This is a genomic window from Blastococcus sp. CT_GayMR20 (genome assembly GCF_004570345.1).
The window spans coordinates 1-23,235 of the sequence record NZ_SPQM01000053.1; the positions used below are offsets into that span (position 1 = coordinate 1).

Genomic DNA, 23,235 nt, shown 5'->3' on the forward strand with positions numbered 1-23,235 from the left:
CCGCCGAACGCCTGCACCAGGTGGGCGTGACGACGGTCGGCGACCTCGCGGCCAAGTCGCTGGCCGACCTCGTGGCCCTGGCCGGCAAGGCCCACGGCACCGGGCTGTACGCGCTGGCGCGGGCGGAGGACGACCGGGCCGTCGTCCCCGACCGGGAGGCCAAGTCGGTGTCCGCGGAGGAGACGTTCGAGCGGGATCTCACCGACCTCGCCGTCCTCGGGCGGGAGATCGACTCGATGGCGGCGCGGGTGGGCACCCGGCTGCGGGCGTCTGCCTACTCGGGCCGCACGGTGACGCTGAAGCTGCGCCGCTACGACTTCACGACGCTCACCCGCTCGCAGACGCTCCCCCAGCCCACCGACGACACCCGGCAGATCGCCCAGACGGCCCGCCGGCTGCTCGCCGACGCCGGCGCCGAGGGCGGCTTGCGACTGCTGGGCGTGGGGGTCTCCGGGCTCTCGCTGTACGCCCAGGGCGACCTGTTCGCCGACGACGAGGCGATGCCCGCCGCGACCGCCGACGACGAGGAGCCCTCGCCCGTTCCCGAGCGCGAGCTGCCCGTGGCGCGCCAGTGGTGGCCCGGCCAGGACGTGCGGCACGACGAGCTCGGTGCCGGCTGGGTGTGGGGCCGCGGCCTGGGCCGCGTGACGGTGCGCTTCGAGGGCCCGCTCACCGCCCCCGGGCCGGTCCGCACGCTGGCCGCCGACGACCCCGCGCTGGAGCCGGCCGATCCGCCCGACTGGAGACTGCCCGGATGAACCGTTCCTGGTGGGGCTGGGGGACGACGGACCGCGCGCTGCCCGATGCGGAGTGCGTCGCCCTGGCGTCGATGCTCCCCGGGCTGCCCGACCGGCCCCGCGCGGTCCCCCGGATCGAGGACCTGTCCCTGCCGCCGTCCCGCATCGGGCCCACCGGGCTGTGGGTCTCCACCGCCCCGGACGTGCGGGCCGCGCACGCCTTCGGCAAGGCGTACCGGGACGTCGTCCGCGCGCTGGCCGGCGACCTCTCGGGCGCACCGGACGCCGTCGCCCTCCCGCGCACGGAGGCGGAGGTCGTGGACCTGCTCGACTGGGCGGCGCGGGGCGGGGTCCCCGTCGTCCCCTTCGGCGGGGGCAGCTCGGTCGTCGGGGGCGTGGAGTACCGCGGGGGAGGCCCGTGGGTGTCGATGGACCTCACCGCGCTCGCTCGCGTGCTCGAGGTCGATCCGGTCGGCCGGGCCGCGCGAATCCAGGGCGGTGCCCTCGGCCCGGTGCTGGAGGACCAGCTGCGCCCGTCCGGACTGACGCTGCGGCACTTCCCGCAGAGCTTCGAGTTCTCCACGCTCGGCGGCTGGCTGGCCACCCGGGCCGGAGGGCACTACGCGACCCTGCACACGCACATCGACGACCTCGTCGAGTCGCTCCGCGTCGTGACGCCGGTGGGGATCAGCGAGTCGTGGCGGCTGCCTGGCTCGGGCGCCGGACCGTCGCCGGACCGGCTGTTCCTCGGCTCGGAGGGCACGCTCGGGGTCATCACCGAGGCGTGGATGCGGTTGCAGGACCGGCCCCGGTTCAAGGCCTCGGCCTCGGTGACCTTCGCGGACATGACCTCCGCGATGTCCGCCGTCCGGGCGATCTCCCAGGCCGGGCTGCACCCGGCGAACTGCCGGCTGCTGGACGCGGGCGAGGCCGCCCTCTCCGGCGCCGCGGCCGCCCCGGTGCTGGTCCTCGGCGTGGAGTCGGCGGTCCTGCCGGTGGAGTCCCGCCTCACCGAGCTCACGGACATCGCTCGGGAACACGGTGGCGCCGTGTCCACGGGCGAAGCCGGGAAGGACGCCGCCGCCGAGGCGTGGCGCTCGACGTTTCTGCGGATGCCGTACGTGCGCGACGGGCTGGCGCGGATGAGCGCGATCGTCGAGACGTTCGAGACCGCCTGCACCTGGGACCGGGCCGCCGAGCTGTACGAGACGGTGCGCGCAGAGGTGGGGGCCGTCGTCGAGGAGGTGACCGGGACTCCTGGCCTGGTCACCTGCCGGTTCACGCACGTCTACCCCGACGGCCCGGCGCCGTACTTCACGGTGATCGCCGCCGGCCGGCCCGGCGACGAGGTCCGCATGTGGGACGACGTGAAGACGGCCTCGATGGCGATCCTGGGCCGGCTGGGCGCCACCATCACCCACCACCACGCGGTCGGCCGCGACCACCGCCCGGGCTACGACCGGCAGCGCCCCGAGCCGTTCGCCGCCGCACTGCGGGCGGCGAAGGCGGCCCTCGACCCGGCCGGCGTCCTCAACCCGGGGGTGCTGATCGGCCCCGTGTAGAACGGCTGCATGACGGAACCGAGCGCGTGGACGCGGTTGACGGCGGAGAACCCCCAGCATTCGGCCGCATACATCCAGCGCTTCCGGGACCTCGCCGCCCAGGGGATGGACCTGGTGGGGGAGGCGCGGCTGGTCGACGCGATGCTGCCGCGCGGCGCACGGGTCCTGGACGCCGGGTCGGGGACCGGCCGGATCGGCGGCCACCTCGTCGCGGCGGGACACGACGTGGTCGGTGTGGACGGCGATCCGCTACTGGTCCAGGAGGCGCAGAGGGAGCACCCCGGTGGGCACTGGCTGGTCGGCGACCTGGCCGAGCTGGACCTCCCCGCGGCCGGGATCCCCGAGCCCTTCGACGTGATCGTGTGCGCGGGCAACGTCGTGACGTTCCTGGCCGGGTCGACGCGCCGGGAGGTGCTGCGCCGGATGCGGGCGCACGTCCGGGACGACGGCCGGGCGGCGATCGGCTTCGGCGCCGGTCGCGGCTACCCGTTCCAGGAGTTCCTCGCCGACGCCGCCGCCTCCGGCTGGGCGCCGGACCTGCTGCTCGCCACCTGGGACCTGCGGCCGTTCACCCCCGACTCGGAGTTCCTGGTCGCGATCCTCCGCCCGGCCTGAGGGTCGCTTGCCGATTCAGAGGACGCCGTTGGCGCGGAGGACGACCAGCGCCCCGACGGTCCGGGCCCCGCGCCACTCCAGGGTCGCCGCGGGGGAGTAGCTGGCGAAGTCGACGGCCCAGCCGCCGTCGGGCTGCTGCCCGTCCGCCAGCCGTTCCAGGTCCGATGCGACCACGGAGTCGGAGAACAGGGTCCTGGCCGGACCGCCGGGGAGCGGCGCGAAGTCGAGCGGCCGCATGTACTCGTCGTCAGCACCGCCGGTGACGTGCAGGCGCCCGTCGGCCGGCACGTGGGGCCGGATCGCCTCGACCAGCTCCGCCGCCCGCGGGAACCGGGCGGAGGCCGCATCGAGCAGCTGGGCGGCGAAGGCGAGCATCATCGCCTGCGGCTGGGGCCCGATGTCCTCCACCGCCGCGAGGCAGTACCCGGTCGCGCGCGCCAGCCACGGGTGCTCGGCCACCGCCCGGTCGCCGGCCGCCACCCGGTGCGCGGTCGCCGCCACGATCGCGGTGATCTGCAGCGAGGACTCCCGTCCGTCGGCGGACGCCCAGAACGGCGCACTGGCCGCCGGGTCGGGAACCGGCAGCGCGAACGGCAGGCCGCCGTCGGGAAGGCTGACGCCGTCCAGCCAGTCGCAGAGCTCGCGCGCCCGGTCGGACGTGGCGGGGGCGATGTCGGCGAGGGCTTCGAACGCGTGCAGGGCGCCACCGGGCTGGCTGGTGCGCGAGCGCAGGTCCGGCTCGAGCCCCCAGCCGAAGCCGCCGTCCGGGTTCCGGTAGGCGTCGACGGCCGCGAGCACCGACGCGGGATCGCCGTCCCCGAACAGGACGTCGAAACGCCGTCGGTCCAGCACGCGCGCCGACCCGGCGAGGAAGTCGGCGGCGGCGGCGAGATCGACGGTCATGCGGCCGCTCCCAGAGCGATGGTGAGTTCGAGCACCGTGCGGGGATCGTCGAGCCGGGCACCGTACAGCTCGCGCAGCTGCGTCATCCGGTACCGGACGGTCTGGGCGTGCACGAACAGCTCGGTGGCCACGTGCTCCCGCCGTCCCTGGTGCAGCAGCCACGAGCGCAGCGTCTCGGTGAGCTTGTCGCGGGCGGCCGGGCTCAGGCCGTCCAGGGGCTCGAGCACCTGGGCACGGAGATCGGCGAGCGCCTCCCCGTCGGCCCGCAGCACCAGGTCGGCGAGCCGCTTCTCCGTGTCCAGCGGACCGTCCTCCGAGGTCAGCCCGAGGCCCACCGCTCGGCAGGCGCGGGCGTAGGAGCTCTGCACGTCCGACCACGGCCGCGCCGGGCCGACGACGGCGTCCCGCTCCGCCAGCGAGCGCATCAGCGCCGGCCGGGACCGTCCGCCGGCGTCCGGAACGAGGAGGATGCCCAGCGCGACCTCGGACGGCGCCTCGGGCACCTCGGTCCCCGCGCGGAGGGTGCGCGGATCCAGCGACAGCAGGCCGGCGCGGACCTGCGCCTCCGGGAGGAGAACGGCGGTCAGCGTCCTCGGCGGCGTCCAGTCGGCCCGCTCGGCCGCGGCCGCCAGGTCCTCCGGGCCGGCTCCGGCGAGCAGCAGGTCGGCCAGTCGCTCCAGGTAGCGCTCGCGGACGCGGCCGCTCGTCACCAGCTCGTCGCTGTGCCCGGCGACGCTCGCCGCCGACAGCTGGTCGATGTAGGCGAACACGAGCTCCGCGAACCGGGCCAGCTGCTCGGCGGTCAGCCCGGCGCGCACGCCGCTGGCGGCCATGTGCCGCCACGAGACGCGCGCCCCGACCCGGTACGCGGCCAGCAGGGCGTCCATCGACCGCCCGCTGCGCGCCTCGCCGCGGCCGAGTGCGTAGGCGCCGTCGAGCGCGGGCTGGATGGGGGTGCTGGCGTCACCACCGCCGGCCGACGCGAGCACCAGGAACCCACCCAGGGCCAGCTGGACGGCATTCTCGATCGTCCGGCCCATGTCGCCACCGAACGCGTCCGCGTAACTGGGCACCTCGACCACGATGGCGGCCACGGTCTGCCCGGCGACCGCGGGCAGTTCCTGGCGCATGGCGTCGGCCACCGCGTCGGGGATCCGCAGTGCGTCGTCCGCCATGTCGCTCCCTTTGTTCGCAGGGAACAGAACCTACCCGCCGATTCACGTCCGGGGCACAGGTACTTGCGCGCTGCGCTGGACAACCCTCTATGTATGACGACCACCGTTCCGCGCCCCTCACCGGCCGGGCGACGCGTCGGTCTGCGCGACCGGGTGCTCAAGCTCGCCGAGTTCGTCACGACCCCGCTCCTGCCGCGGGACTACCTCGACCTCGTCGACCCCCTCCGCTCCGGCGCCGACCTGCGCGGCCGGATCGAGGCCGTCCTGCCCGAGACCCGCGACGCGGCGACGATCGTGATCCGGCCGGGACGCAGCTGGCGCCCGCACACCCCGGGGCAGTACGTCCGGATCGGCATCGACGTCGACGGCGTCCGCCAGTGGCGGGCCTACTCCCTGACGTCGGACCTGAGCCGCACCGACGGCTGCATCAGCGTCACGGTGAAGGCGATCCCCGGCGGCAAGGTCAGCAACCACCTGGTGCACAAGGCCGAGCCCGGCACGGTCGTGCAGCTCGACCAGGCGGCCGGTGAGTTCTGCCTGCCCGACCAGCGGCCGGACAAGGCGCTGTTCGTCACCGCCGGCTCCGGCATCACGCCGGTCATGGGCATCCTGCGCAACCACCCCGAGCTCACCGACGTCGTGCTCGTCCACTCGGCGCCCACGGCGGACGACGTCGTCTTCGGCGAGGACCTGCGCGACCTGGCCGGCGAGGGGCGGATCCGGCTGATCGAGCGGCACACCGACGTCGACGGCATGCTCGACGCCTCCGCCGTGGCCGAGCTGGTGCCCGACCTGCACGAGCGCTCCACCTGGGCCTGCGGTCCGGTCGGGATGCTCGAGGCGCTGGAGGAGCACTGGGCCGCGGCCGGCATCGCCGACCGGCTCTACACCGAGCGCTTCCGGCCGACGGTCCTGGTGACCGGCGAGGGCGGCACCGTCTCGTTCACGAAGACGGGCACGACGCTCGAGGCCGACGGCGCGACGCCGATCCTCGACGCCGCCGAGGACGCCGGGATGTTGATGCCGAGCGGCTGCCGCATGGGCATCTGCTACGGCTGCGTGCTGCCGCTGCGCGAGGGCGCCGTCCGCGACCTGCGCAATGGCGAGATCACCACCGCCGCCCCCGGGGACGGCGTCCTCATCCAGACCTGCGTGAGCGCCGCCGCCGGCGCCTGCGACATCGACCACTGACCGACCCGAGAAGAGGAGCCGGACCGTGACCGCACTGCAGAAGAAGAACGAGAACCCGATCGCGCACCTGACCGCCGAGGACATCGAACTGCTCGGCAAGGAGCTCGACACCATCCGTCAGGAGATCCGCGACAGCCTGGGTGAGGACGACGCCACGTACATCCGCCGCGTCATCGACGTCCAGCGCAAGCTCGAGCTCGGCAGTCGCGCCGCCCTGCTCGTGTCGATGTTCCCGCCCGCGTGGGTGGTCGGGACGGTCGGCCTGTCGGTCGCCAAGATCCTCGAGAACATGGAGATCGGGCACAACATCCTGCACGGTCAGTGGGACTGGATGCGGGACCCCAAGATCCACTCCACGACGTGGGAGTGGGACATGGCCAGCCCGGCCGCGCAGTGGAAGCACTCGCACAACGAGCTGCACCACACGTACACGAACGTGATCGGCAAGGACAACGACCTCGGCTACGGCATCATGCGCGTCGACGAGGACCAGAAGTGGCACCCGCTCTACCTCGCGCAGCCGCTCTGGAACTTCATCAACGCCTGCTTCTTCGAGTACGGGATCGCCGCCTACGACCTGGAGCTGGGCAAGAACCTGGCGACCAAGAAGCGGCGGGCCAACCCGGAGTTCCGGGCCGCCGCCAAGCAGGTGCTGAAGAAGATCCGGAACCAGGCCGGCAAGGACTACCTGGCCCACCCGCTGCTGTCCGGGCCGTCCTTCGTCCCGACCCTGGCGGCGAACTTCACCGCCAACGTCGTGCGCAACCTCTGGTCGCACTCGGTGATCATGTGCGGCCACTTCCCCGAGGGTGTCGAGACCTTCGAGAAGACGTCCATCGAGGGTGAGACCCGCGGGGAGTGGTACCTGCGGCAGATGCTCGGTTCGGCGAACATCTCGGGCAGCAAGGCCATGCACCTCATGACCGGCAACCTCTCGCACCAGGTGGAGCACCACCTCTTCCCCGACCTGCCGAGCAACCGGTACGCCGAGATCGCCCCGAAGGTGAAGGACATCTTCGACCGCTACGGGCTGACCTATCACTCCGCGCCGCTGCACAAGCAGGTCGCCAGCGCCTGGCACAAGGTGATCCGGCTGTCGCTGCCCAACGGCTGGCTCGAGCAGACGACGGTGAGGAACGCGCCGTCGCAGGTCGTGAAGCTGGTCCGCATGACGACCGGCGGCAAGAAGGTTCGCCGCGAGCTGAGCCGCGCCGCCGCATGAGAGCACCCGACCGTTGAACGGGAGAGGCCCAGAACCGTCGTGGTTCTGGGCCTCTCCCGTTCAACCGAGGATCAGCAGCGACACGAACCGGATGCGTTGGCCCGAATGCCGCACGCCGCGCAGAGGTCCGACGGTGGCGTCACGGGCTTGTGGACCTGCGGCCGATGGGTCGTCGCCGGCGCAGAGACTTCCGCACGGGCGGGAGGGCGACCCAGCCGGAGGCCGAGGCGCCGCATCGGTTCCAGTCGGTCGCCGGTCGGGACGGAGTGGCTTCCAGGCGGGGACGCGCCCTCGCCAGTCTGTCTTGCCATGATCGCTTCCTCACGGTCGAACCGAAGGGGGGAGGAAACCACGCCAGCGACAACGGTTCAAGATCATGTGGTTCTCGCCGAACGCCTCCCCGCGTGGTCATGAGCGGCCTCGGCCAGCCGGCCGATCCGGCCAGGCGGCCGTCGAACCCGTGGAGCCCAGAACGATGACGGTTCCGGGCCTCTCCCGTTCAGTGCTGCTAGCTGGCGAGGTGGACGACGACCGCGGCGCGCTGGCGGGCGCGGCGGCGGGTGGCGAGGGGAATGGGCCGGGCCGCCGCGGCCCGGCGACGATTGCCGCCGGGCGCCCCGCCCGCGTGCTCGGCGTCCCGGATCATCGCGGCGATCCGCGAGAGCCGGTCGCGGCTCGGGGAGCCGTCGACAGCTTCCCGGTGGACGTCGGGCACCGCGTTGGTGGCCACGTCAGTTCGCCATGTCCACGAACCGGCTGTAGTGGCCCTGGAAGGCGACCGTGACGTTCGCCGTGGGGCCGTTGCGGTGCTTGACCAGCATGATGTCGGCCTCGCCGGCCCGCGGGGACTCCTTCTCGTACATGTCCTCGCGGTGGATCATCATGACCATGTCGGCGTCCTGCTCGATCGATCCCGACTCGCGAAGGTCGGACAGCATCGGCTTCTTGTCCTGACGCTGCTCCGAACCACGGTTCAGCTGGCTCATCGCAATGACCGGCACTTCCAGTTCCTTGGCCAGCAGCTTCAGCGCACGCGAGAACTCCGAGACCTCCTGCTGGCGGCTCTCCACGCGCTTGCCGGACGTCATCAGCTGCAGGTAGTCGATGACCACGAGCTTGAGGTCGTTGCGCTGCTTCAGCCGCCGCGCCTTGGCCCGGATCTCCATCATCGTCATGTTGGGGGAGTCGTCGATGTAGAGCGGCGCATCGGCGATCTCACCCATGCGGCGGGCCAGCTTCGACCAGTCCTCGTCCGAGAGCGTGCCGGCGCGCATGTGGTGCAGCGGCACCTTCGCCTCCGCCGAGAGCAGGCGCATGGTGATCTCGTGCTTGCTCATTTCCAGTGAAAAGATCGCGGCAGGCAGATGATGCTTCACTGAAGCACTTCTTGCAATGTCCAATCCTAGCGTCGATTTCCCGACTCCAGGACGAGCCGCGATTACCACCATTTGCCCGGCTTGCAATCCATTGGTCAATTCGTCGAGGTCACGGATGCCGGTGGGCACACCACGGCTCACGCCGCCCCGTGAGGCGATGGCGTCCAGCTCGTCCATCGTCGGCTGCAGGATGTCCTCGAGGCGCGAGTAGTCCTCGCTCATCCGCTTCTCGGTGACGTCGTAGATCTCCTGCTGGGCCCGGTCGACGATGTCGTCGACGTCGCCCTTGCCACCGGCGGCGCCGTAGCCCAGCTGGACGACGCGGGTGCCCGCCTCGACCAGGCGCCGGAGCACGGCCTGCTCGGCCACGATCGCGGCGTAGTAGCCGGCGTTGGCGGCCGTGGGCGTCGACGCGATGAGGGTGTGCAGGTAGACCGCGCCGCCCATCTTCGACAGCTGGTCGGTCCGGTTGAGCTCGGCGGCGACGGTGATCGCGTCCGCCGGCTCGCCCCGCCCGTACAGGTCGAGGATGCAGTCGAAGATCACCTGGTGCGCGGGCCGGTAGAAGTCGGCGCCGTGCAGCGCCTCCACCACGTCGGCGATCGCGTCCTTGCTGAGCAGCATGCCGCCGAGCACCGACTGCTCGGCCGCGACGTCCTGCGGCGGCTGCCGGTCGTACGCCGGCGCCGTCGCCGAGGGCCGGCTGAACTCGTCGGCCACCGCCACGGGGATCCTCCATCTCCTTGCAGGCGCGCCCGCACCACCACTCCGTGGGGAAGCCGGGAGTTCGGCGGGCGCCGCCGGACCGAACGTGTGTTCGGTCATTGCTACCGCCGGGCACTGACAGTTCAGCGCCCGGCGGCAGCTGGGGAGGACGTTAGGAAGCCGGAGGGGTCGCCGTCCAACACCTGTGTGCACGTCGATCTGCACAACTTGTGGACAAGTCGGTGGATTCACGCCTGTCGACATGTGGAGACGGCGGGGGACACCCGGCGGTCATCTCCCGGCTTCCCCCTGGCCACCTGCGGGGACGGTGCCCACCGGCTGTGGACAGCAGAAAAGCGCCAACAATTTTCGCCGGGTCGCACCACGTGTCACACCACCGGCCGGGGGGATGACCTGCACACGCCTGAGGACGACGAAGGACCGGCCCGGTGATGGCAGGAACCCACAGAACCCCCTCAGGGACGCTGTGCCGACCGACCGTGCCCCTGGGGAACCCGGCGCGGCCGCGGCAGCCCGTCACTTCGTGGGGGCGGCCTCAGGGCCGTTGCTGTCCACAGACGCCGCGAGGGGCGCCGGACCGGAGTCCGACGCCCCTCGCGGGCTGTACAGCTGCCTCAGCTGGGGACGACCTCGATCGTCAGCTGGGTGGTGACCTCCGGGTGCACCCGCACGGTGACGGTGTGCTCGCCGGTGGTCTTGATGCTGCTGGGCAGCTCGATCCGGCGACGGTCGAGCTCGGGGCCGCCGGCGGCCGTCACGGCCGCGGCCACGTCGGCGGTGGTGACCCGCCCGAACAGGCGGCCACCCTCACCGGCGCGCGCGGGAACGCGGACCGTCAGGCCGGACAGCTTGCCGGCCAGGACCTGTGCGTCCTCGTGCGAGGCCACCTCGCGGGCGGCACGCGCCCGGCGCAGCGACTCGACCTGCTTCTCGGCACCGCGGGTGGCCTTGATGGCCAGGCCGCGGGGCAGGAGGTAGTTGCGGCCGTAACCGCCCTTCACCTCGACGGTGTCACCGGAGGTTCCGAGACCGGTGACCTCCTGGGTCAGGATCAGCTTCATCTGGCTCATGGTCAGCGCGCCGTCGAGGTGTAGGGCAGCAGTGCCATCTCGCGGCTGTTCTTCACGGCCACGGCGACGTCACGCTGGTGCTGGCTGCAGTTGCCGCTGACGCGGCGGGCACGGATCTTGCCGCGGTCGGAGATGAACTTCCGCAGCAGCGTCGTGTCCTTGTAGTCGATGTAGGTCGCCTTGTCCTTGCAGAACTGGCAGACCTTCTTCTTGACCTTGCGGATGGGGGGCTTGGGCACCGGGGTACTCCAGAGAACTCAGGGGTGAAGAGGATCAAAAGGGCGGTTCGTCGGACGGGCCTGCGGGCGTCGACCAGGGGTCGCTCGCGCCGCCGCCACCGGAGGAGCCGAAGCCGCCTCCGCCGCCGCCACCGCCGGAGAAGCCACCGCCACCCTCACCGCGGGAGGCCTTGGTGACCTTCGCGGTGGCGTAGCGCAGCGAGGGGCCGATCTCGTCGACCTCCAGCTCGATGACGGTGCGCTTCTCGCCTTCCTTGGTGTCGAACGAGCGCTGCTTGAGCCGCCCGCTGACGATGACCCGCGAACCGCGGGTGAGTGACTCGGCGACGTTCTCGGCCACCTGCCGCCACACGTTGCACCGGAGGAACAGCGCCTCGCCGTCCTTCCACTCCTGCGACTGACGGTCGAAGGTGCGCGGGGTCGAGGCCACGGTGAAGTTGGCAACCGCGGCGCCGGACGGCGTGAACCGGAGCTCCGGGTCCGACGTCAGGTTGCCGATGACGGTGATGACGGTTTCGCCGGCCATGGTCAGTGGGCCTCGGGCCGCATCAGCTTGGTGCGGAGCACCGACTCGTTGAGGTTCAGCTGGCGGTCGAGCTCGGCGACAGCAGCGGGCTCGGACTCGATCGTGACGATCGCGTAGATGCCCTCGATCTGCTTCTTGATCTCGTAGGCGAGCCGGCGACGGCCCCAGATCTCGGTCTTGACGGTGCCACCGGCCTTGGTGACGACGGTCAGGAACCGGTCGAGGGACGGCGCGATGGTCCGCTCCTCGAGCTCGGGGTCGAGGATGACCATCAGTTCATAGTTCCGCACGGAGAACCCCACCTCCTCTGGTCTTGGCGGCTGCAGGACGTCTGCAGCAGGAGGGTCGTGCATGCGTTGCGCGCCCCGGCGATGCCGAAGCGCGCAGGACGAGGTTACCAGCGAACGCCCGAGCGGCCGCCGTCCGGTGTGGACGACGGCCGCTCGGGCGGTAGGACGAGGCCTCAGCGGGACGAGCGCGAGGCCTGGTGCGTGCGGACCAGCGCGGCGGTCACGGCGGCCAGCGCGACCACTGCGGCGAGCGCCGCGGCCGGCAGTGTCTGTGCCGCGGACTGCGCACCGGCGGCCTGCTGCTCGGCGCTCTCCTCCTCCAGCGCCGTCCCGTCGAGGCCCGCGAGCTGGCCGAAGACCGGCACCGAGGCTCCGTCGTAGCCACCCGGGGCGCCACCGGCACCACCGGTGCCGGAGCCGGCGCGGTCGACGCCGCCGGTGCTGGTGCCGGGGACGAAGTAGCGCGACGGGTCGAACGCGGCCGCGGCGGCCAGGTCGCTCGGCGACAGCTGCTGGACACCGGCGCCGGTGTCGTAGGTGTAGTTCGAGACACCGCCCTGGGGCGCCGCGGCGGGCGGCTGACCGTTGGCCGGCGGCTGCACCGGGGGCGCGCCGTTCGGCGTCGGGACGGGTCCGCCGCTGGGCGTGGGCACCTGGCCGGACGGCACCGGCAGCGGGACGTTCACCGTCGGCAGCTGCGGCAGGTTCACGCTCGGGAGCGTGGGCAGGTTCGGGGCGATCGTCTGGACGACGTACGGCGTGGGAGCCGGCAGCGCGGGGAGCTGGCTGGCGACGGTGTTGATGACCTGGTTGGCCACGTCCGCGGCCAGACCGGCCTGCGGGACGATCCGGTAGGTGTAGGTGATCGTGCCGGTGGTGGCCGGGTCGTTGAACGTCCATGCCGTGGACTGGCCGGTCTGCAGGCCGCGGTTCTGGCCGAAGAAGTTGACGGCCACGTCGGTGTGGACCGTCGCCGAGAGGCTGCCGGCCAGCGGGATCGTGATGCCGCCCTTGTTCTGGGCGGGGATCTGGTTGACGAACGTGACCGTGCCGCCCTTGTCCACGCTCGCGGCGGGGGGCGTGAAGTTGCGGATCTCCACGGTCGCCGAGGGAGCGGCGGAGGCGCTGGGCGCCATGAGCACGGAGAAGGCGGCGACCCCCAGCCAGCCGAGGACGGCGGCGGCGAGCCCCCGTCGTGCGCTTCGACGAATGCGACCGGTTGCCATGCTCTGTAGTACCTCCACGTCGACCAGCAGGACTTCGCTCCCCTACTGGGGAGTAACCCCCGTCACGCTGCACCAACGATGATGTGACGCCGGCGATACGGGTAAACGTGAATCCCTGATCGAACTAGGGTCGTCGGCGATGACTCCCCCACCCGCCCGACACCCGATCGGCGTACACGTCGGCCCCGGCCTGACGGACGGCAACGCACTCGACGACGGCGGTCCGCTGGCCCGCGCGGCGGAGATGGACGCCGACGGGGTGCAGATCTTCCTGACCGACCCGCAGAGCTACAAGAGCCCGAAACCGCGCCCGGACGCCGACGCCCTGCTGCAGAGCGACGTCATGGTCGTCGTCCACGCCCCGTACATGCTCAACGTCGCCTCCACCAACAACCGGATCCGCATCCCGGGCCGGAAGCTGCTGGCCGAGCACGCGCAGGCGGCCGCCGCGGTCGGGGCGCGCGGGATGGTCGTGCACGGCGGCCACGTGCTCGCCGAGGACGACCCCGCCGTGGGTGTCGAGAACTGGCGCAAGACCTTCACCTACCAGGCGAAGAACGGCGGCTTCCCGCTGCCGCTGCTCATCGAGAACACCGCCGGCGGCGGCAACGCGATGGCCCGCGAGCTCGAGGCGATCGCCCGGCTCTGGGACGCGGTCGGCGAGTTCGGGGCCGGTTTCGTGCTGGACACCTGCCACGCGTGGGCCGCCGGCTGGGACCTGTCGACCGTCGTGGACGACGTCCGGGCCGTCACCGGCCGGATCGACCTGGTCCACCTCAACAACAGCCGCGACCCCCACGGCTCCAGCCGCGACCGGCACGCGCCCCTCGTGGGAGGCGAGATCCCGACCGAACTACTGGTCGAGGTCGCGCGGGCCGCCGACTGCCCGATCGTGCTGGAGACCCCGGGTGACGCCGCTGCCCACGCCGAGGAGATCGTCGTCCTGAGGGAGGCGCTCGGCGGCTGACCGCCACCGGCGTCGATCGGGGGCGCGGTCCAGCGGGCCTCCGGCCGGGTCGTCGACCCCCGGCCAGGTGGTGCGGACGACGTCCCCGTCCGGGCGCAGGATGTCGCGCACGACCAGGCCCATCAGGACGAGGACGGCGACGTCGCGCAGCCCCACCCCGAGGAAGAACCACTCGATCTCGACACCCCGGTTGTCCGACCCGAGGTACCAGAGCAGCCGCGGCACCCACAGCAGCGCCTCGGCGGCCTGCCAGAGCAGCAGCGAGCGCCACTTCGGCCGGGCGAGGACGGCGAGGGGCAGCAGCCACAGCGAGTACTGCGGGCTCCAGACCTTGTTGAGCAGCAGGAACCCCGCCACCAGCAGGAAGGCCAGCTGCGCGACCCGCGGCCGGACCGGGGCCGCCAGCGTCAGCCACGCCATGCCGACCAGGAACGCCAGCATCAGGACGGCGACGACCGCGTTCAGCACCGTCGGCGACTCCCCGGCGGCGAGGGGCCCGTCGAACAACCGCTGGCCGGTGCCGTGCAGCAGGACGTTCCACACCGAGTCGGGGTCGGCCGGGCGGCTGCGGTTGAGCCGGAAGAAGCGGCTCCAGCCCTCCGGCGCGAGCAGCGCCACCGGCAGGTTGACCACGAGCCACGTGAGGACGGCAGCAACGGCCGCCCGCAGCCAGGTCCGCACCAGCCCCGCGCGCAGGCACAGCAGGAACAGCGCGCCGAGCAGCAGGGCGGGATAGAGCTTCGCCGCGATCCCCAGCCCGATGAGCACCCCCGCGAGGACCGGACGCGAGCGCGCCCACGCCCACATGCCCAGCGTGGCCAGCGCGACCGCGAACAGGTCCCAGTTCGTGAACGCGTGCACGAACAGCAGCGGCGAGAGCCCGATCATCGCCGCGTCCCACGGGCGGCGTCCCGACAGGCCCAGGACGGCCCGCACCACGAGCAGCCCGCACACCGACAGGAGCAGGCAGGTGACGACGTAGTAGCTCTGCACCGACGGCACGTCCGGGACGAGGCCCACGGCCGCCGCGAGGCCGTCGTAGCCGCGGCCCACAGCGGCGGCCGCGGCCATGAAGGCACCGGTGAGCACCGGGTACTCGACGACCGAGTCCAGGTACGGGACGGCGCCGGTGTCCAGGCCGTGCAGCGTAAACAGGGGGACGGTGTCGGAGTAGCAGAAGTGCGTGTACTGCACCCAGCCGGTCCAGTTCCCGTCCGAGCACGGCGCCTGCTTGATCCAGGCGAGGCCGAGCACCGTGGTGGCGAACAGCAGGCAGACCCGCAGGGGCGTCCAGAAGAGGGCGCGCCCGACCACGCCGTGCCGTCCCCACGGCCCGCCCACGGCCTCGCTGGCCTGGTGCGCGACCGGGTCTGTCCAGGTGGGGACCACCCGGTCCGGTGCAGCGCCGGGTCGCGGAGGCACCGCGGGCCCGTCCGCAGGTGCGGACGGGCCCGGAGGTGTGCTGCTCACCCGGTCAGTGTGCGGGATCGGCCTCAGCCGTTCGGATTGCCGCCACCGGGCGGGTTCTGCGGATTGCCGGGGTTGGCGGGCAGCGCGGGTGTGCCTCCCTGGGGATCTGTCGGGGTCTCTGGATCCGCCGGGTCCACCGGTTCCTCGACGGGCGGCTCGACCGGGTCGGCCGGGTCCTCCTCCGTCGTCCCGTCGTCGACGGGCTGCTCGGGTGCAGGGGGCGGCGGGGGCGCCGAGGTCTCCGTGGGCTCCGGGGCGGGCGCCTCGACGCCCTCACCGGTGTCGCCCTCGATCATCGGCTCGTCGGCCATGTCCTCCTCCGGCGTGCCGGCCAGGACGGCGTCCATGAACTCCTGCCAGATCTGGCCGGGCAGGCCCGAGCCGTAGATGATCCGCTCGCGGTAGTCCTTGATCGGCTCACGCACGTCGCTGCCGATCCAGACCGCCGTCGAGATGGACGGGGTGTACCCGACCATCCAGGCGTCGGAGTTGTCGGTCCGGTTCAGCCCCTGGGTACCCGTCTTGCTCGCCACCTCGCGGCCGCCGTCCAGGCCCCGGTCGGAGGAGTCCGCGACGTCCAGGAGCGCGTAGGTGACGTCGTTGGCGACGTCGGGCCGGATCACCTGCTCCCCGGCCTCGCCCTCGTTCTTGAGCAGGACGGCGCCCTCGGAGTCGGCGACGCTCTGGATGAAGTGCGGGGTGCGGTAGATGCCGCCGCTGGCGAACGTGGCGAAACCGACCGCCTGGTTGATCGGCCGCATCTCGTACTCGCCGATGCCGATCGCCGAGCCGGTGAGACCGTCGGCGTTGGCCAGGGTGGGCTTCTCCTGCCCGCCGATCTGCCAGCTCTCCGGCATGCCGGTCGCCGCGAGCGCGACCTCGCGCACCTTGTCCGGGCCCACCTCGTAGGCCAGACCGTAGAAGGTGGTGTTCAGCGACCGGGTGATGGCCTCCCTCAGCGTGCACGACGCGCAGGAGGCGCCGCCGGAGTTCACGACCTCGAGTTCCCGGTCCTCGAACTTCTGCGGGGAGCTGCCGTCCCGCCGCGCCTCCACCCCGATGCCCTGGTCCAGCGCCGCGGCCAGTGCGTAGGGCTTCATCGACGAGCCCGGCTGCCGCTGGGCCCGTGCGTAGTCGTTGTCGGTGCCGACCGCCCCGCCGTAGTACGCGGTGACCCCGCCGGTGCGCGGGTCGACCGCGACCAGCGCCTCGCGCAGGTTCTCCGGTTCGCCGTCCATGACGCCGGCGACGGTCGCCTCGGCGATGTCCTGGTGGCCCGCGTTCACCGTCGTCGTGATCCGGAGTCCGCCCGCGTCGACCTGCTGCTCGCTGTACTGGTACCGCTCCATGAGCTCGCGCTTCACCTGCTGCACGATCAGCCCCTCCGGTCCGGAGGGGATGCCGAGCGACGAGCCGGCCTTCGGCAGCACCGGCGGGTAGACCGCGGCGGCGCGGGCGTCGGCGCTCATCCACTCCTCCTCGACCATCGCGTCGAGGACCAGGCCCCAGCGGCGCTGCGCGCCCTCCGGGTCCACCTCGGGGTCGTTGGCGGATGGGCTGCGGATGAGGACGGCGAGCACGGCGCCCTGCTCGGCCGTCAGCTGTGCGGCCGGGACGCCGAAGTAGGTGTTGGCGGCCGACTCGATGCCGTAGGCGCCGCGGCCGTAGTAGATCGTGTTCAGGTAGTTCTCGAGGATCTGGTCCTTCGAGTAGTTGTTGTCCAGCTTGATCGCCAGGAACAGCTCCTGGAACTTGCGGGAGAACGTCTGCTCGGAGTTCTGCAGGATCGCGTTCTTCACGTACTGCTGGGTGATCGTCGACCCGCCCTGGGTCGAGCCGCCGGTGAGGTTGTTCCAGGTGGCCCGGATGATGCCGGTGAAGGAGATACCGGGATCGGAGAAGAAGCTCCGGTTCTCCGCCGCCAGGACGGCGTTGCGCGCCGGCTCGGAGACCTCCTCGAGCTGCACGTTCGTGCGGTTCTCGTCGCCGAGGCGGGCCATCTCCGACTGACCGTCGGAGTAGTAGATGACCGTCGTCTGAGCGGTGCTGATGGAGTCCGGGCTCGGCACCTCGGTGCTGGCGTAGACGACGCCGACGAAGACGCCGAGCAGGACGAACAGACCCCCGATGACGCCGGCGGCGATCTTCAGCCGGCGCTTGCGGCGCTGCTTCTTGCTGCGGGGACCCTTGCCCTTGGGCTTGGCCGACCCCTTGGCCGGTCCCCTGCCCGCAGGCGGGCGACCCGGGCCGCCGGTGCGCGGCGGAGCTCCCGCACCGGTCCGCGAGGCCGTCGTCCGTGCGCGGCCACCTGCCGGGGGACGCCCGCGCCCGGCGGCCCCGCCGCCCCCGGTGGAACGGGTGCGGGCGGGGGCGGGACGGCGGACCGATCCGGCGCGCGGCGCGACGGGGGAGGTCTCGTCGTGGGATGGCACGAGGGAGCCCCTCTCTGACTGTCTCTGTCGTAGGTCGTGTCGGCGATCCGGTGTACCGGTCGCAGCCTTGTCTGCAAGCGTGACGTCTTCAGCTGTGGGAACGGGGGAGGCGCCCGCGAACGGGTGCCCGGCAGGGACTCCTGTGACGGAGGGGTCCGCCGTGGCGCCGGTCCCGCTGCCGGACGGCTCCTACTCGGTGGCCACCCGCCGCCGGCCCTTGCGAGGCTGGCGCCCCGGCTCGGGCTCGGCACCCAGGACGTACGAGAAGCCCAGGTGGTTCCAGCCGCAGCTGCGGCACACCTCGACGGCGTACACCGTGAACTCCTCCTGCATGGCGTCCATCCGAGCGAGCTCGGCCTCCGTCTTGGCCTGACCGGAGACCGGGCCCAGGTGGTCGCCGTACACGTAGTTCACGCGCGTCAGGCGCTCCCGGCGGCACACCGGGCAGGCGATGTCGGTCGCCTCGCCGTGGTACTTGGCCGCCCTCGAGAGGTACGGACTGGCGTCGCACACCTCGAACAGGCCCGTGCGGCCGGCGTGCACGTCGGCCAGCACAGCGCGCCGCTGCAGCGCGTAGTCCACGACGGACCGTCGTCCGGGCACGGCGGCCAATGTACGCACCGCGACAGTCCCGGGGCAGGCGCCGGGGAGCGCGGCCTCCCGGCAGCACGCGCTCCGCCAGTACCTCCACGGGTTACACGGTACCGCGAGCGATGTATCGTCTCGATACATCGGCGGCACCGGCTGAAGGAGGCGTGCATGCTCGAGTTCGCCATCCTCGGCCTGCTGCACCAGTCGCCTATGCACGGCTACGAGCTGCGCAAGCAGCTCGCCTCGGTGCTCGGCGGGCTGCGCAGCATCTCGTACGGCTCGCTCTATCCCGCCCTCAAGCGCATGCACGCTGCCGGGCTCATCTCCACCGACGACCCCGATCCGCACGCCCTCCTGCCGGCCGACGCCCCGCCGCTGACCGGACGCCGGGGCAAGGTCGTCTACACGATCACCGCCGAGGGCAAGGAACGCTTCCACGAGCTGGTCGGCCAGACCGGCCCGGAGGCCTACGACGACGGTGGCCTGTTCGGCGTCCGGCTGGCGTTCTTCCGGCACACCGCCGCCGACGTCCGCCTGCGGATCCTCGAGGGCCGCCGCCGGACCGTCGAGCAGCAGCGGGAGGGCCTGCGGGCCTCGCTGGCCCGCACCCGCGAACGGCTCGACCGCTACACCCTCGAGCTGCAGCGCCACGGCCTGGAGTCGGTGGACCGGGAGGTCCGCTGGCTGGCTGAGCTGATCGACCAGGAGCTCATCGACACCGAGCGACGGGAAGCCGACGGCGGAGCAACCGCCGGGCCCACCACCTAGACCACCACGCAATCAGCACCGGACCGCCAGCGGTTCGCGAACACGGGACCCACCGCGGTCCAGGAAGAAGGAGAAATGGGTTCGGTCAAGGTCGCCATCGTCGGCGTCGGGAACTGCGCGGCCTCGCTCGTGCAGGGCGTGCACTACTACCGGGACGCCGACGAGACCTCGTCGGTGCCGGGGCTGATGCACGTCCGGTTCGGCGACTACCACGTCTCCGACATCGAGTTCGTCGCCGCGTTCGACGTGGACGCCAAGAAGGTGGGTCGGGACCTCTCCGAGGCGATCGTCGCCAGCGAGAACAACACGATCAAGATCTGCGACGTCCCGCCGGTCGGGGTCGCCGTCCAGCGCGGCACCACCCTCGACGGTCTCGGCAAGTACTACCGCGAGCTGATCGACGAGTCCGACGAGCAGCCGGTCGACGTCGTGGCCGCCCTGCGCGAGTCCGGTGCCGACGTCCTCGTCTGCTACCTCCCGGTCGGCTCGCAGCAGGCGGCGGAGTTCTACGCCCAGTGCGCCATCGACGCCGGCGTCGCCTTCGTCAACGCGCTCCCGGTCTTCATCGCCGGGACCCCCGCCTGGGCGGAGAAGTTCACCGCGGCCGGCGTGCCGATCGTCGGTGACGACATCAAGAGCCAGGTCGGCGCCACCATCACCCACCGCGTCCTCGCCAAGCTCTTCGAGGACCGCGGCGTCCAGCTCGACCGGACGATGCAGCTCAACGTCGGCGGCAACATGGACTTCAAGAACATGCTCGAGCGCGAGCGCCTGGAGTCCAAGAAGATCTCCAAGACCCAGTCGGTCACCAGCCAGGTCGACCGCGACATGGGCGTCGGCAACGTGCACATCGGCCCGTCGGACCACGTGCCGTGGCTGTCGGACCGCAAGTGGGCCTACGTCCGCCTCGAGGGCCGCGCGTTCGGCGACGTCCCGCTGAACCTGGAGTACAAGCTCGAGGTCTGGGACTCCCCGAACTCGGCCGGCATCATCATCGACGCCGTCCGTGCCGCGAAGATCGCCAAGGACCGTGGGATCGGCGGCCCGATCCTGTCGGCGTCGTCGTACTTCATGAAGAGCCCGCCGGAGCAGTACAGCGACAGCGAGGCCCGCGACGCCGTGGAGGCGTTCATCCGGGGTGACGTCGAGCGGTAAGAAGAGGTCCCGTTCTCCGCGACCACGGCCCGCGTCTCCGTCACAGGGGGCGCGGGCCGTGTCGCGTCGTGCCGGGATTCCACGTCCCCGCTCCATAGGCTGCCCGCATGCGGCCCCGGAACCTCGCCCTCGCCCTGGGGATGGCCGCCGCTCTGGTCGCGGGGTGCGCCGCGGACGAGGAGCGCGCCGTCGGTGACCCGGTCACCCGCGCCGAGGCCGAGGTCCTCGCCGACGTGCTGCAGCGCAACCACCAGCGCGGCGGCGCCGACTTCGTGGTGACCGCGCCCTACGGCGACGACGTCCTGCTGACCCTGACCGGGGAGATCGACTTCCGGAACTCGGCCGCCCGGGCCGTCGCGGTGACGAGCTTCGCCGACGACCGCCCCGACCAGCGGGCGACGCTGGTCTTCACCGCCGAGGACGTCTGGTTCGGCGACGTGGCGGGGGCACCCGGCTGGCTCCGGCGGCCGGTGGTCACCGACGACGGCGACGGGCCGCCGCGGTTGCTCGACGTCGTCGTCGAGTTGCTGATGAACCTCACCGCGCGCACGGGCGACGACCCGGCGGCGTTCCTCGCCGGGGATCACACGTGGGAGGGCCAGCGGTCGATCGACGGCCGGTTGACCACGCTGTTCGGGCTGCAGGAGGGCCGCCGGGTCGCGGTGGTCGCGTCCGACGACCTGCTCGCCCAGTTCGTCACGCCGCTGCCGGAGTCCGACGTCGAGGTGACGGTCACGCTGGCCGACCACGGACGGCGGCGCATCGACCTGCCGCCCGACGCGGGGACGACCGAGGCAGCCGGCTCCGCGGACGTCCTGGCGAGGCTGGGGCTCTAGCCGGGCGAGGTCACCGGCCGAGAGCAGCGGGAGAGGGCGGCCTCTTCCCCAGACCGCCCTCTCCCGGGGTCCTTCCTACCAGATCCCACCCGATCCGGGCACCCTTGCGGCGGGATTCAGTTCGCGGCGGGATCCGCCGGGGCGGTGGAGAGCACGGCCAGCCGTCCGCTCTGCCGACCCATGACCGCGCGCCACAGCTCCGGCCCGGCCGGCGCGCCGAGGACGTCGTCCGGGTCGCCGGGCACGCACGCCCAGGCGCCCTCGGCGATCTCCATGGCCAGCTGCCCGGGCGACCAGCCGGCGTAGCCGGCGAACACCCGCAGGCCGGTGAGCTCGTCGGTGAGGTCGGCCGGGTCGCTGTCGAGGTCGACCAGGTAGACGTCGCCGGCCACCCGGCGCAGCGGGCTGTCGGCGCCGGCGGCCGCGCCGGGGGCGACGGCGAGGCAGAGGGCGGTGTCGGTCTCGCAGGGACCACCCACGTGGAACACGCCGGGGTCGACCGCGAGGTCGCACCAGCCCGGCAGCACGTCGCGGATCTCCACCTGGCTCGGCCGGCCCAGGACGACGCCGAGCGTGCCGCTGTCGGAGTGGTCCAGCACGTAGACGACCGTGCCGGCGAAGGTCGGGTCGCTGAGCGCGGGCATCGCGACGAGGAGCGAACCGGGGCGGACGTCGTCGAGGCAGCCGACGGAGAGCGCCGGGACGGCGGGGGCACGACGGCGCCCGGTCGCGGGCCGCGCGGGCGGTCCGGACTCGGGATCGGGCGACGCTGGCACCGGAGTCATCGCGTCCAGTGTGCCCCACCTCGGCGCCGCAGGGAGCGGTCGTCCCCCCGCCTGGGGATCTGCCGCGGCGCGCCTAGGGTGGCGGCGTGGCGGAGGTGGAGACGAGCGTCCGCCACCTGCTGCGCCGGGGCGACTTCCGCCGGCTCCTGACCACCCGGTTGTCCTCGCAGTTCGGCGACGGCGTGTTCCAGGCGGCGCTGGCCGGCACCGTGCTGTTCAACCCGCAGCGAGCGGCCGAGCCCGTGGACATCGCGGCCGGCTTCGCGGTGCTCCTGCTGCCCTACTCCCTCGTCGGTCCCTTCGCCGGCGTCTGGCTGGACCGGTGGAGCCGGCGGCAGGTGCTGCTGCGCGCGAACGTCGTCCGGGCCGGCCTGGTCGCCGTCGTCGCCGCGCTGGTCCTCTTCGGCGTCGAGGGGACGGCGTTCTACGCGGCCGGTCTCACGGTGTTCTCGGTCAACCGGTTCGTCCTCGCCGCGCTGTCGGCCGGGCTGCCGCACACCACCGACGAGCCGTCGCTGGTCCCCGCGAACGCACTGTCGACGACGGCCGGGGGTGTGTCCACGGTCGTCGGCGGCGCGGCGGCGCTCCTCGTGCTGGAGGGCACCGACTCCGCGAACCCCGGGTACGCGGCGGTCGCACTGGTCGCGGCGGTGCCCTACCTCGCCGCCGCGGCCGTCGTCCGCGGCTTCCCGCGGGCCTACCTCGGGCCCGACCACATGGCGGACTCCGCGCGGATGAGCGCCCGCGACGTCGTCAGCGGCATGGTGGCCGGCGCGCGGCACGTCCTCGAGCTGCCACCGGCCGCTGCGGCGCTGCTCGCCATCGGCCTGCACCGGCTGTTCTACGGCGTCTTCACGCTCATGACGCTGCTGCTCTACCGCAACACGTTCGAGGACGGCGGGACGCCGTTCCCCGGCGGGATCCTGGGGCTGGGTCAGGTGGTGGCGGCCGCCGCGACGGGGACCCTGCTCGCCGCCGTGGTCACCCCGCCGGTCGTCCGGCGGATCGGCACCACGCGGTGGGTACCGCTGCTGCTGACCGCCGGCGGGGTGGCCCAGCTGGCGCTGGTGCTCGCGTTCGAACCGGCCGCCGTCGTCGTCGTCGGCCTGCTGCTGGGCTTCGTGGCCCAGGGAGTGAAGATCTGCGTGGACAGCACGCTGCAGGAGACGGTCGAGGACGACTACCGCGGCCGTGTGTTCTCCGTCTACGACACCCTCTTCAACATGACGTTCGTGGCGGCCCTGCTCATCGGGGCCTTCACCCTGCCGCGTTCGGGCATCTCGGTCGTGGTGCCGGTGACCGTCGCCGTCGGCTACGTCCTGGCCGCGGTCGGCTACTCCCGCATCACCCGTCGGCACTGACGTGCCGCGGGG

General features: G+C 72.3%; 22 protein-coding genes and 1 pseudogene. 10 read left to right on the forward strand and 13 right to left on the reverse strand.

Annotated elements, in window-relative coordinates:
- The 3 genes and pseudogenes from E4P40_RS13695 to E4P40_RS13705 all read left to right on the forward strand — a co-directional run.
- Positions 1 to 758, forward strand: a pseudogene (locus E4P40_RS13695) (DNA polymerase IV); the annotation flags it as partial.
- Positions 755 to 2,299, forward strand: coding sequence for an FAD-binding oxidoreductase (locus E4P40_RS13700; protein WP_135159120.1), 1,545 nt, complete (start codon positions 755 to 757; stop codon positions 2,297 to 2,299). The pseudogene E4P40_RS13695 and the gene E4P40_RS13700, both read left to right, overlap by 4 nt.
- Before the next feature lie 9 nt (positions 2,300 to 2,308).
- The gene (locus tag E4P40_RS13705) at positions 2,309 to 2,914 is read left to right on the forward strand and encodes a class I SAM-dependent methyltransferase (protein ID WP_135159121.1); all 606 of its coding nucleotides are present in this window, start codon (positions 2,309 to 2,311) and stop codon (positions 2,912 to 2,914) included.
- A gap of 15 nt (positions 2,915 to 2,929) precedes the next feature.
- Here the strand turns inward: E4P40_RS13705 and E4P40_RS13710 are convergent, their stop codons facing one another.
- Both E4P40_RS13710 and E4P40_RS13715 read right to left on the reverse strand, forming a co-directional pair.
- Positions 2,930 to 3,817 (reverse strand): hypothetical protein, encoded by an 888-nt coding sequence (locus tag E4P40_RS13710; protein WP_135159122.1) that lies wholly within the window; start codon positions 3,815 to 3,817, stop codon positions 2,930 to 2,932.
- The gene (locus tag E4P40_RS13715; protein ID WP_135159123.1) at positions 3,814 to 4,992 is read right to left on the reverse strand and encodes a PucR family transcriptional regulator; all 1,179 of its coding nucleotides are present in this window, start codon (positions 4,990 to 4,992) and stop codon (positions 3,814 to 3,816) included. The genes E4P40_RS13710 and E4P40_RS13715 overlap by 4 nt, the downstream gene beginning before the upstream one ends.
- Before the next feature lie 93 nt (positions 4,993 to 5,085).
- Between E4P40_RS13715 and E4P40_RS13720 the strand changes: the two genes are divergently transcribed.
- Positions 5,086 to 6,183 (forward strand): ferredoxin reductase, encoded by a 1,098-nt coding sequence (locus E4P40_RS13720; protein ID WP_135159124.1) that lies wholly within the window; start codon positions 5,086 to 5,088, stop codon positions 6,181 to 6,183.
- 25 nt (positions 6,184 to 6,208) lie between these two features.
- Positions 6,209 to 7,405, forward strand: coding sequence for an acyl-CoA desaturase (locus tag E4P40_RS13725; protein WP_135159125.1), 1,197 nt, complete (start codon positions 6,209 to 6,211; stop codon positions 7,403 to 7,405).
- Positions 7,406 to 7,913: 508 nt separating this feature from the next.
- On the opposite strand, the gene E4P40_RS13730 is transcribed toward E4P40_RS13725, so the two are convergent.
- The 7 genes from E4P40_RS13730 to E4P40_RS13760 all read right to left on the reverse strand — a co-directional run bounded on the left by E4P40_RS13730 (position 7,914) and on the right by E4P40_RS13760 (position 12,858).
- A complete protein-coding gene (locus E4P40_RS13730) occupies positions 7,914 to 8,135 on the reverse strand; it encodes a hypothetical protein (RefSeq protein WP_135159126.1) in 222 nt (73 codons plus the stop codon).
- A 1-nt stretch (position 8,136) separates the two neighbouring features.
- Positions 8,137 to 9,507, reverse strand: a complete 1,371-nt coding sequence (dnaB, locus tag E4P40_RS13735; RefSeq protein WP_209305314.1) for a replicative DNA helicase — start codon at positions 9,505 to 9,507, stop codon at positions 8,137 to 8,139.
- A 614-nt stretch (positions 9,508 to 10,121) separates the two neighbouring features.
- Positions 10,122 to 10,568, reverse strand: a complete 447-nt coding sequence (gene rplI / locus E4P40_RS13740) for a 50S ribosomal protein L9 (RefSeq protein ID WP_135159127.1) — start codon at positions 10,566 to 10,568, stop codon at positions 10,122 to 10,124.
- A gap of 11 nt (positions 10,569 to 10,579) precedes the next feature.
- Positions 10,580 to 10,816: a 30S ribosomal protein S18 gene (rpsR, locus tag E4P40_RS13745; RefSeq protein ID WP_014743489.1), complete on the reverse strand. Its 237-nt coding sequence runs from the start codon at positions 10,814 to 10,816 to the stop codon at positions 10,580 to 10,582.
- A gap of 34 nt (positions 10,817 to 10,850) precedes the next feature.
- On the reverse strand, positions 10,851 to 11,342 hold the full coding sequence (locus E4P40_RS13750; protein WP_135159128.1) for a single-stranded DNA-binding protein: 492 nt from the start codon (positions 11,340 to 11,342) through the stop codon (positions 10,851 to 10,853).
- Positions 11,343 to 11,344: 2 nt separating this feature from the next.
- Positions 11,345 to 11,632 carry a 30S ribosomal protein S6 gene (gene rpsF, locus E4P40_RS13755; RefSeq protein WP_135159129.1) on the reverse strand — a complete coding sequence of 96 codons (288 nt, stop codon included), beginning with the start codon at positions 11,630 to 11,632 and terminating at the stop codon, positions 11,345 to 11,347.
- Positions 11,633 to 11,805: 173 nt separating this feature from the next.
- Positions 11,806 to 12,858: a hypothetical protein gene (locus E4P40_RS13760; protein ID WP_135159130.1), complete on the reverse strand. Its 1,053-nt coding sequence runs from the start codon at positions 12,856 to 12,858 to the stop codon at positions 11,806 to 11,808.
- Between the two features lie 139 nt (positions 12,859 to 12,997).
- Here E4P40_RS13760 and E4P40_RS13765 point away from each other — a divergent pair, with 139 nt between their 5' ends.
- Positions 12,998 to 13,825: a deoxyribonuclease IV gene (locus E4P40_RS13765; RefSeq protein ID WP_135159131.1), complete on the forward strand. Its 828-nt coding sequence runs from the start codon at positions 12,998 to 13,000 to the stop codon at positions 13,823 to 13,825.
- Here E4P40_RS13765 and E4P40_RS13770 read toward each other — a convergent pair.
- The 3 genes from E4P40_RS13770 to E4P40_RS13780 all read right to left on the reverse strand — a co-directional run bounded on the left by E4P40_RS13770 (position 13,712) and on the right by E4P40_RS13780 (position 18,330).
- Complete coding sequence (locus E4P40_RS13770) at positions 13,712 to 15,295, reverse strand: glycosyltransferase 87 family protein (protein ID WP_245160332.1); 1,584 nt, start codon at positions 15,293 to 15,295, stop codon at positions 13,712 to 13,714. The two genes, E4P40_RS13765 and E4P40_RS13770, sit on opposite strands and share 114 nt — an antisense overlap.
- A gap of 23 nt (positions 15,296 to 15,318) precedes the next feature.
- Positions 15,319 to 17,727 (reverse strand): transglycosylase domain-containing protein, encoded by a 2,409-nt coding sequence (locus tag E4P40_RS13775; protein ID WP_135159132.1) that lies wholly within the window; start codon positions 17,725 to 17,727, stop codon positions 15,319 to 15,321.
- A 189-nt stretch (positions 17,728 to 17,916) separates the two neighbouring features.
- Positions 17,917 to 18,330 carry a DUF5318 family protein gene (locus tag E4P40_RS13780; RefSeq protein ID WP_135159133.1) on the reverse strand — a complete coding sequence of 138 codons (414 nt, stop codon included), beginning with the start codon at positions 18,328 to 18,330 and terminating at the stop codon, positions 17,917 to 17,919.
- 156 nt (positions 18,331 to 18,486) lie between these two features.
- On the opposite strand from E4P40_RS13780, the gene E4P40_RS13785 reads away from it, so the two are divergent.
- The 3 genes from E4P40_RS13785 to E4P40_RS13795 all read left to right on the forward strand — a co-directional run bounded on the left by E4P40_RS13785 (position 18,487) and on the right by E4P40_RS13795 (position 21,077).
- Positions 18,487 to 19,086 carry a PadR family transcriptional regulator gene (locus tag E4P40_RS13785; RefSeq protein ID WP_135159134.1) on the forward strand — a complete coding sequence of 200 codons (600 nt, stop codon included), beginning with the start codon at positions 18,487 to 18,489 and terminating at the stop codon, positions 19,084 to 19,086.
- 75 nt (positions 19,087 to 19,161) lie between these two features.
- Complete coding sequence (locus E4P40_RS13790) at positions 19,162 to 20,241, forward strand: inositol-3-phosphate synthase (protein ID WP_135159135.1); 1,080 nt, start codon at positions 19,162 to 19,164, stop codon at positions 20,239 to 20,241.
- A gap of 107 nt (positions 20,242 to 20,348) precedes the next feature.
- Positions 20,349 to 21,077, forward strand: coding sequence for a hypothetical protein (locus E4P40_RS13795; protein ID WP_135159136.1), 729 nt, complete (start codon positions 20,349 to 20,351; stop codon positions 21,075 to 21,077).
- Between the two features lie 116 nt (positions 21,078 to 21,193).
- Here the strand turns inward: E4P40_RS13795 and E4P40_RS13800 are convergent, their stop codons facing one another.
- Complete coding sequence (locus E4P40_RS13800; RefSeq protein WP_135159137.1) at positions 21,194 to 21,862, reverse strand: YqgE/AlgH family protein; 669 nt, start codon at positions 21,860 to 21,862, stop codon at positions 21,194 to 21,196.
- Positions 21,863 to 21,948: 86 nt separating this feature from the next.
- Here E4P40_RS13800 and E4P40_RS13805 point away from each other — a divergent pair, with 86 nt between their 5' ends.
- Complete coding sequence (locus tag E4P40_RS13805) at positions 21,949 to 23,223, forward strand: MFS transporter (RefSeq protein ID WP_135159138.1); 1,275 nt, start codon at positions 21,949 to 21,951, stop codon at positions 23,221 to 23,223.
- Positions 23,224 to 23,235: the final 12 nt, after the last annotated feature.

What these genes read in the sequence shown, in the direction of transcription:
- E4P40_RS13750 (WP_135159128.1), bottom strand. Translation starts at nt 11,342, where the DNA reads ATGGCCGGCGAAACCGTCATCACCGTCATCGGCAACCTGACGTCGGAC.
- E4P40_RS13710 (WP_135159122.1), bottom strand. Translation starts at nt 3,817, where the DNA reads ATGACCGTCGATCTCGCCGCCGCCGCCGACTTCCTCGCCGGGTCGGCG.
- E4P40_RS13700 (WP_135159120.1), top strand. Translation starts at nt 755, where the DNA reads ATGAACCGTTCCTGGTGGGGCTGGGGGACGACGGACCGCGCGCTGCCC.
- E4P40_RS13760 (WP_135159130.1), bottom strand. Translation starts at nt 12,858, where the DNA reads ATGGCAACCGGTCGCATTCGTCGAAGCGCACGACGGGGGCTCGCCGCC.
- E4P40_RS13720 (WP_135159124.1), top strand. Translation starts at nt 5,086, where the DNA reads ATGACGACCACCGTTCCGCGCCCCTCACCGGCCGGGCGACGCGTCGGT.
- E4P40_RS13790 (WP_135159135.1), top strand. Translation starts at nt 19,162, where the DNA reads ATGGGTTCGGTCAAGGTCGCCATCGTCGGCGTCGGGAACTGCGCGGCC.
- rplI (WP_135159127.1), bottom strand. Translation starts at nt 10,568, where the DNA reads ATGAAGCTGATCCTGACCCAGGAGGTCACCGGTCTCGGAACCTCCGGT.
- E4P40_RS13800 (WP_135159137.1), bottom strand. Translation starts at nt 21,862, where the DNA reads ATGACTCCGGTGCCAGCGTCGCCCGATCCCGAGTCCGGACCGCCCGCG.
- E4P40_RS13795 (WP_135159136.1), top strand. Translation starts at nt 20,349, where the DNA reads ATGCGGCCCCGGAACCTCGCCCTCGCCCTGGGGATGGCCGCCGCTCTG.
- E4P40_RS13705 (WP_135159121.1), top strand. Translation starts at nt 2,309, where the DNA reads ATGACGGAACCGAGCGCGTGGACGCGGTTGACGGCGGAGAACCCCCAG.
- E4P40_RS13715 (WP_135159123.1), bottom strand. Translation starts at nt 4,992, where the DNA reads ATGGCGGACGACGCACTGCGGATCCCCGACGCGGTGGCCGACGCCATG.
- E4P40_RS13765 (WP_135159131.1), top strand. Translation starts at nt 12,998, where the DNA reads ATGACTCCCCCACCCGCCCGACACCCGATCGGCGTACACGTCGGCCCC.
- E4P40_RS13785 (WP_135159134.1), top strand. Translation starts at nt 18,487, where the DNA reads ATGCTCGAGTTCGCCATCCTCGGCCTGCTGCACCAGTCGCCTATGCAC.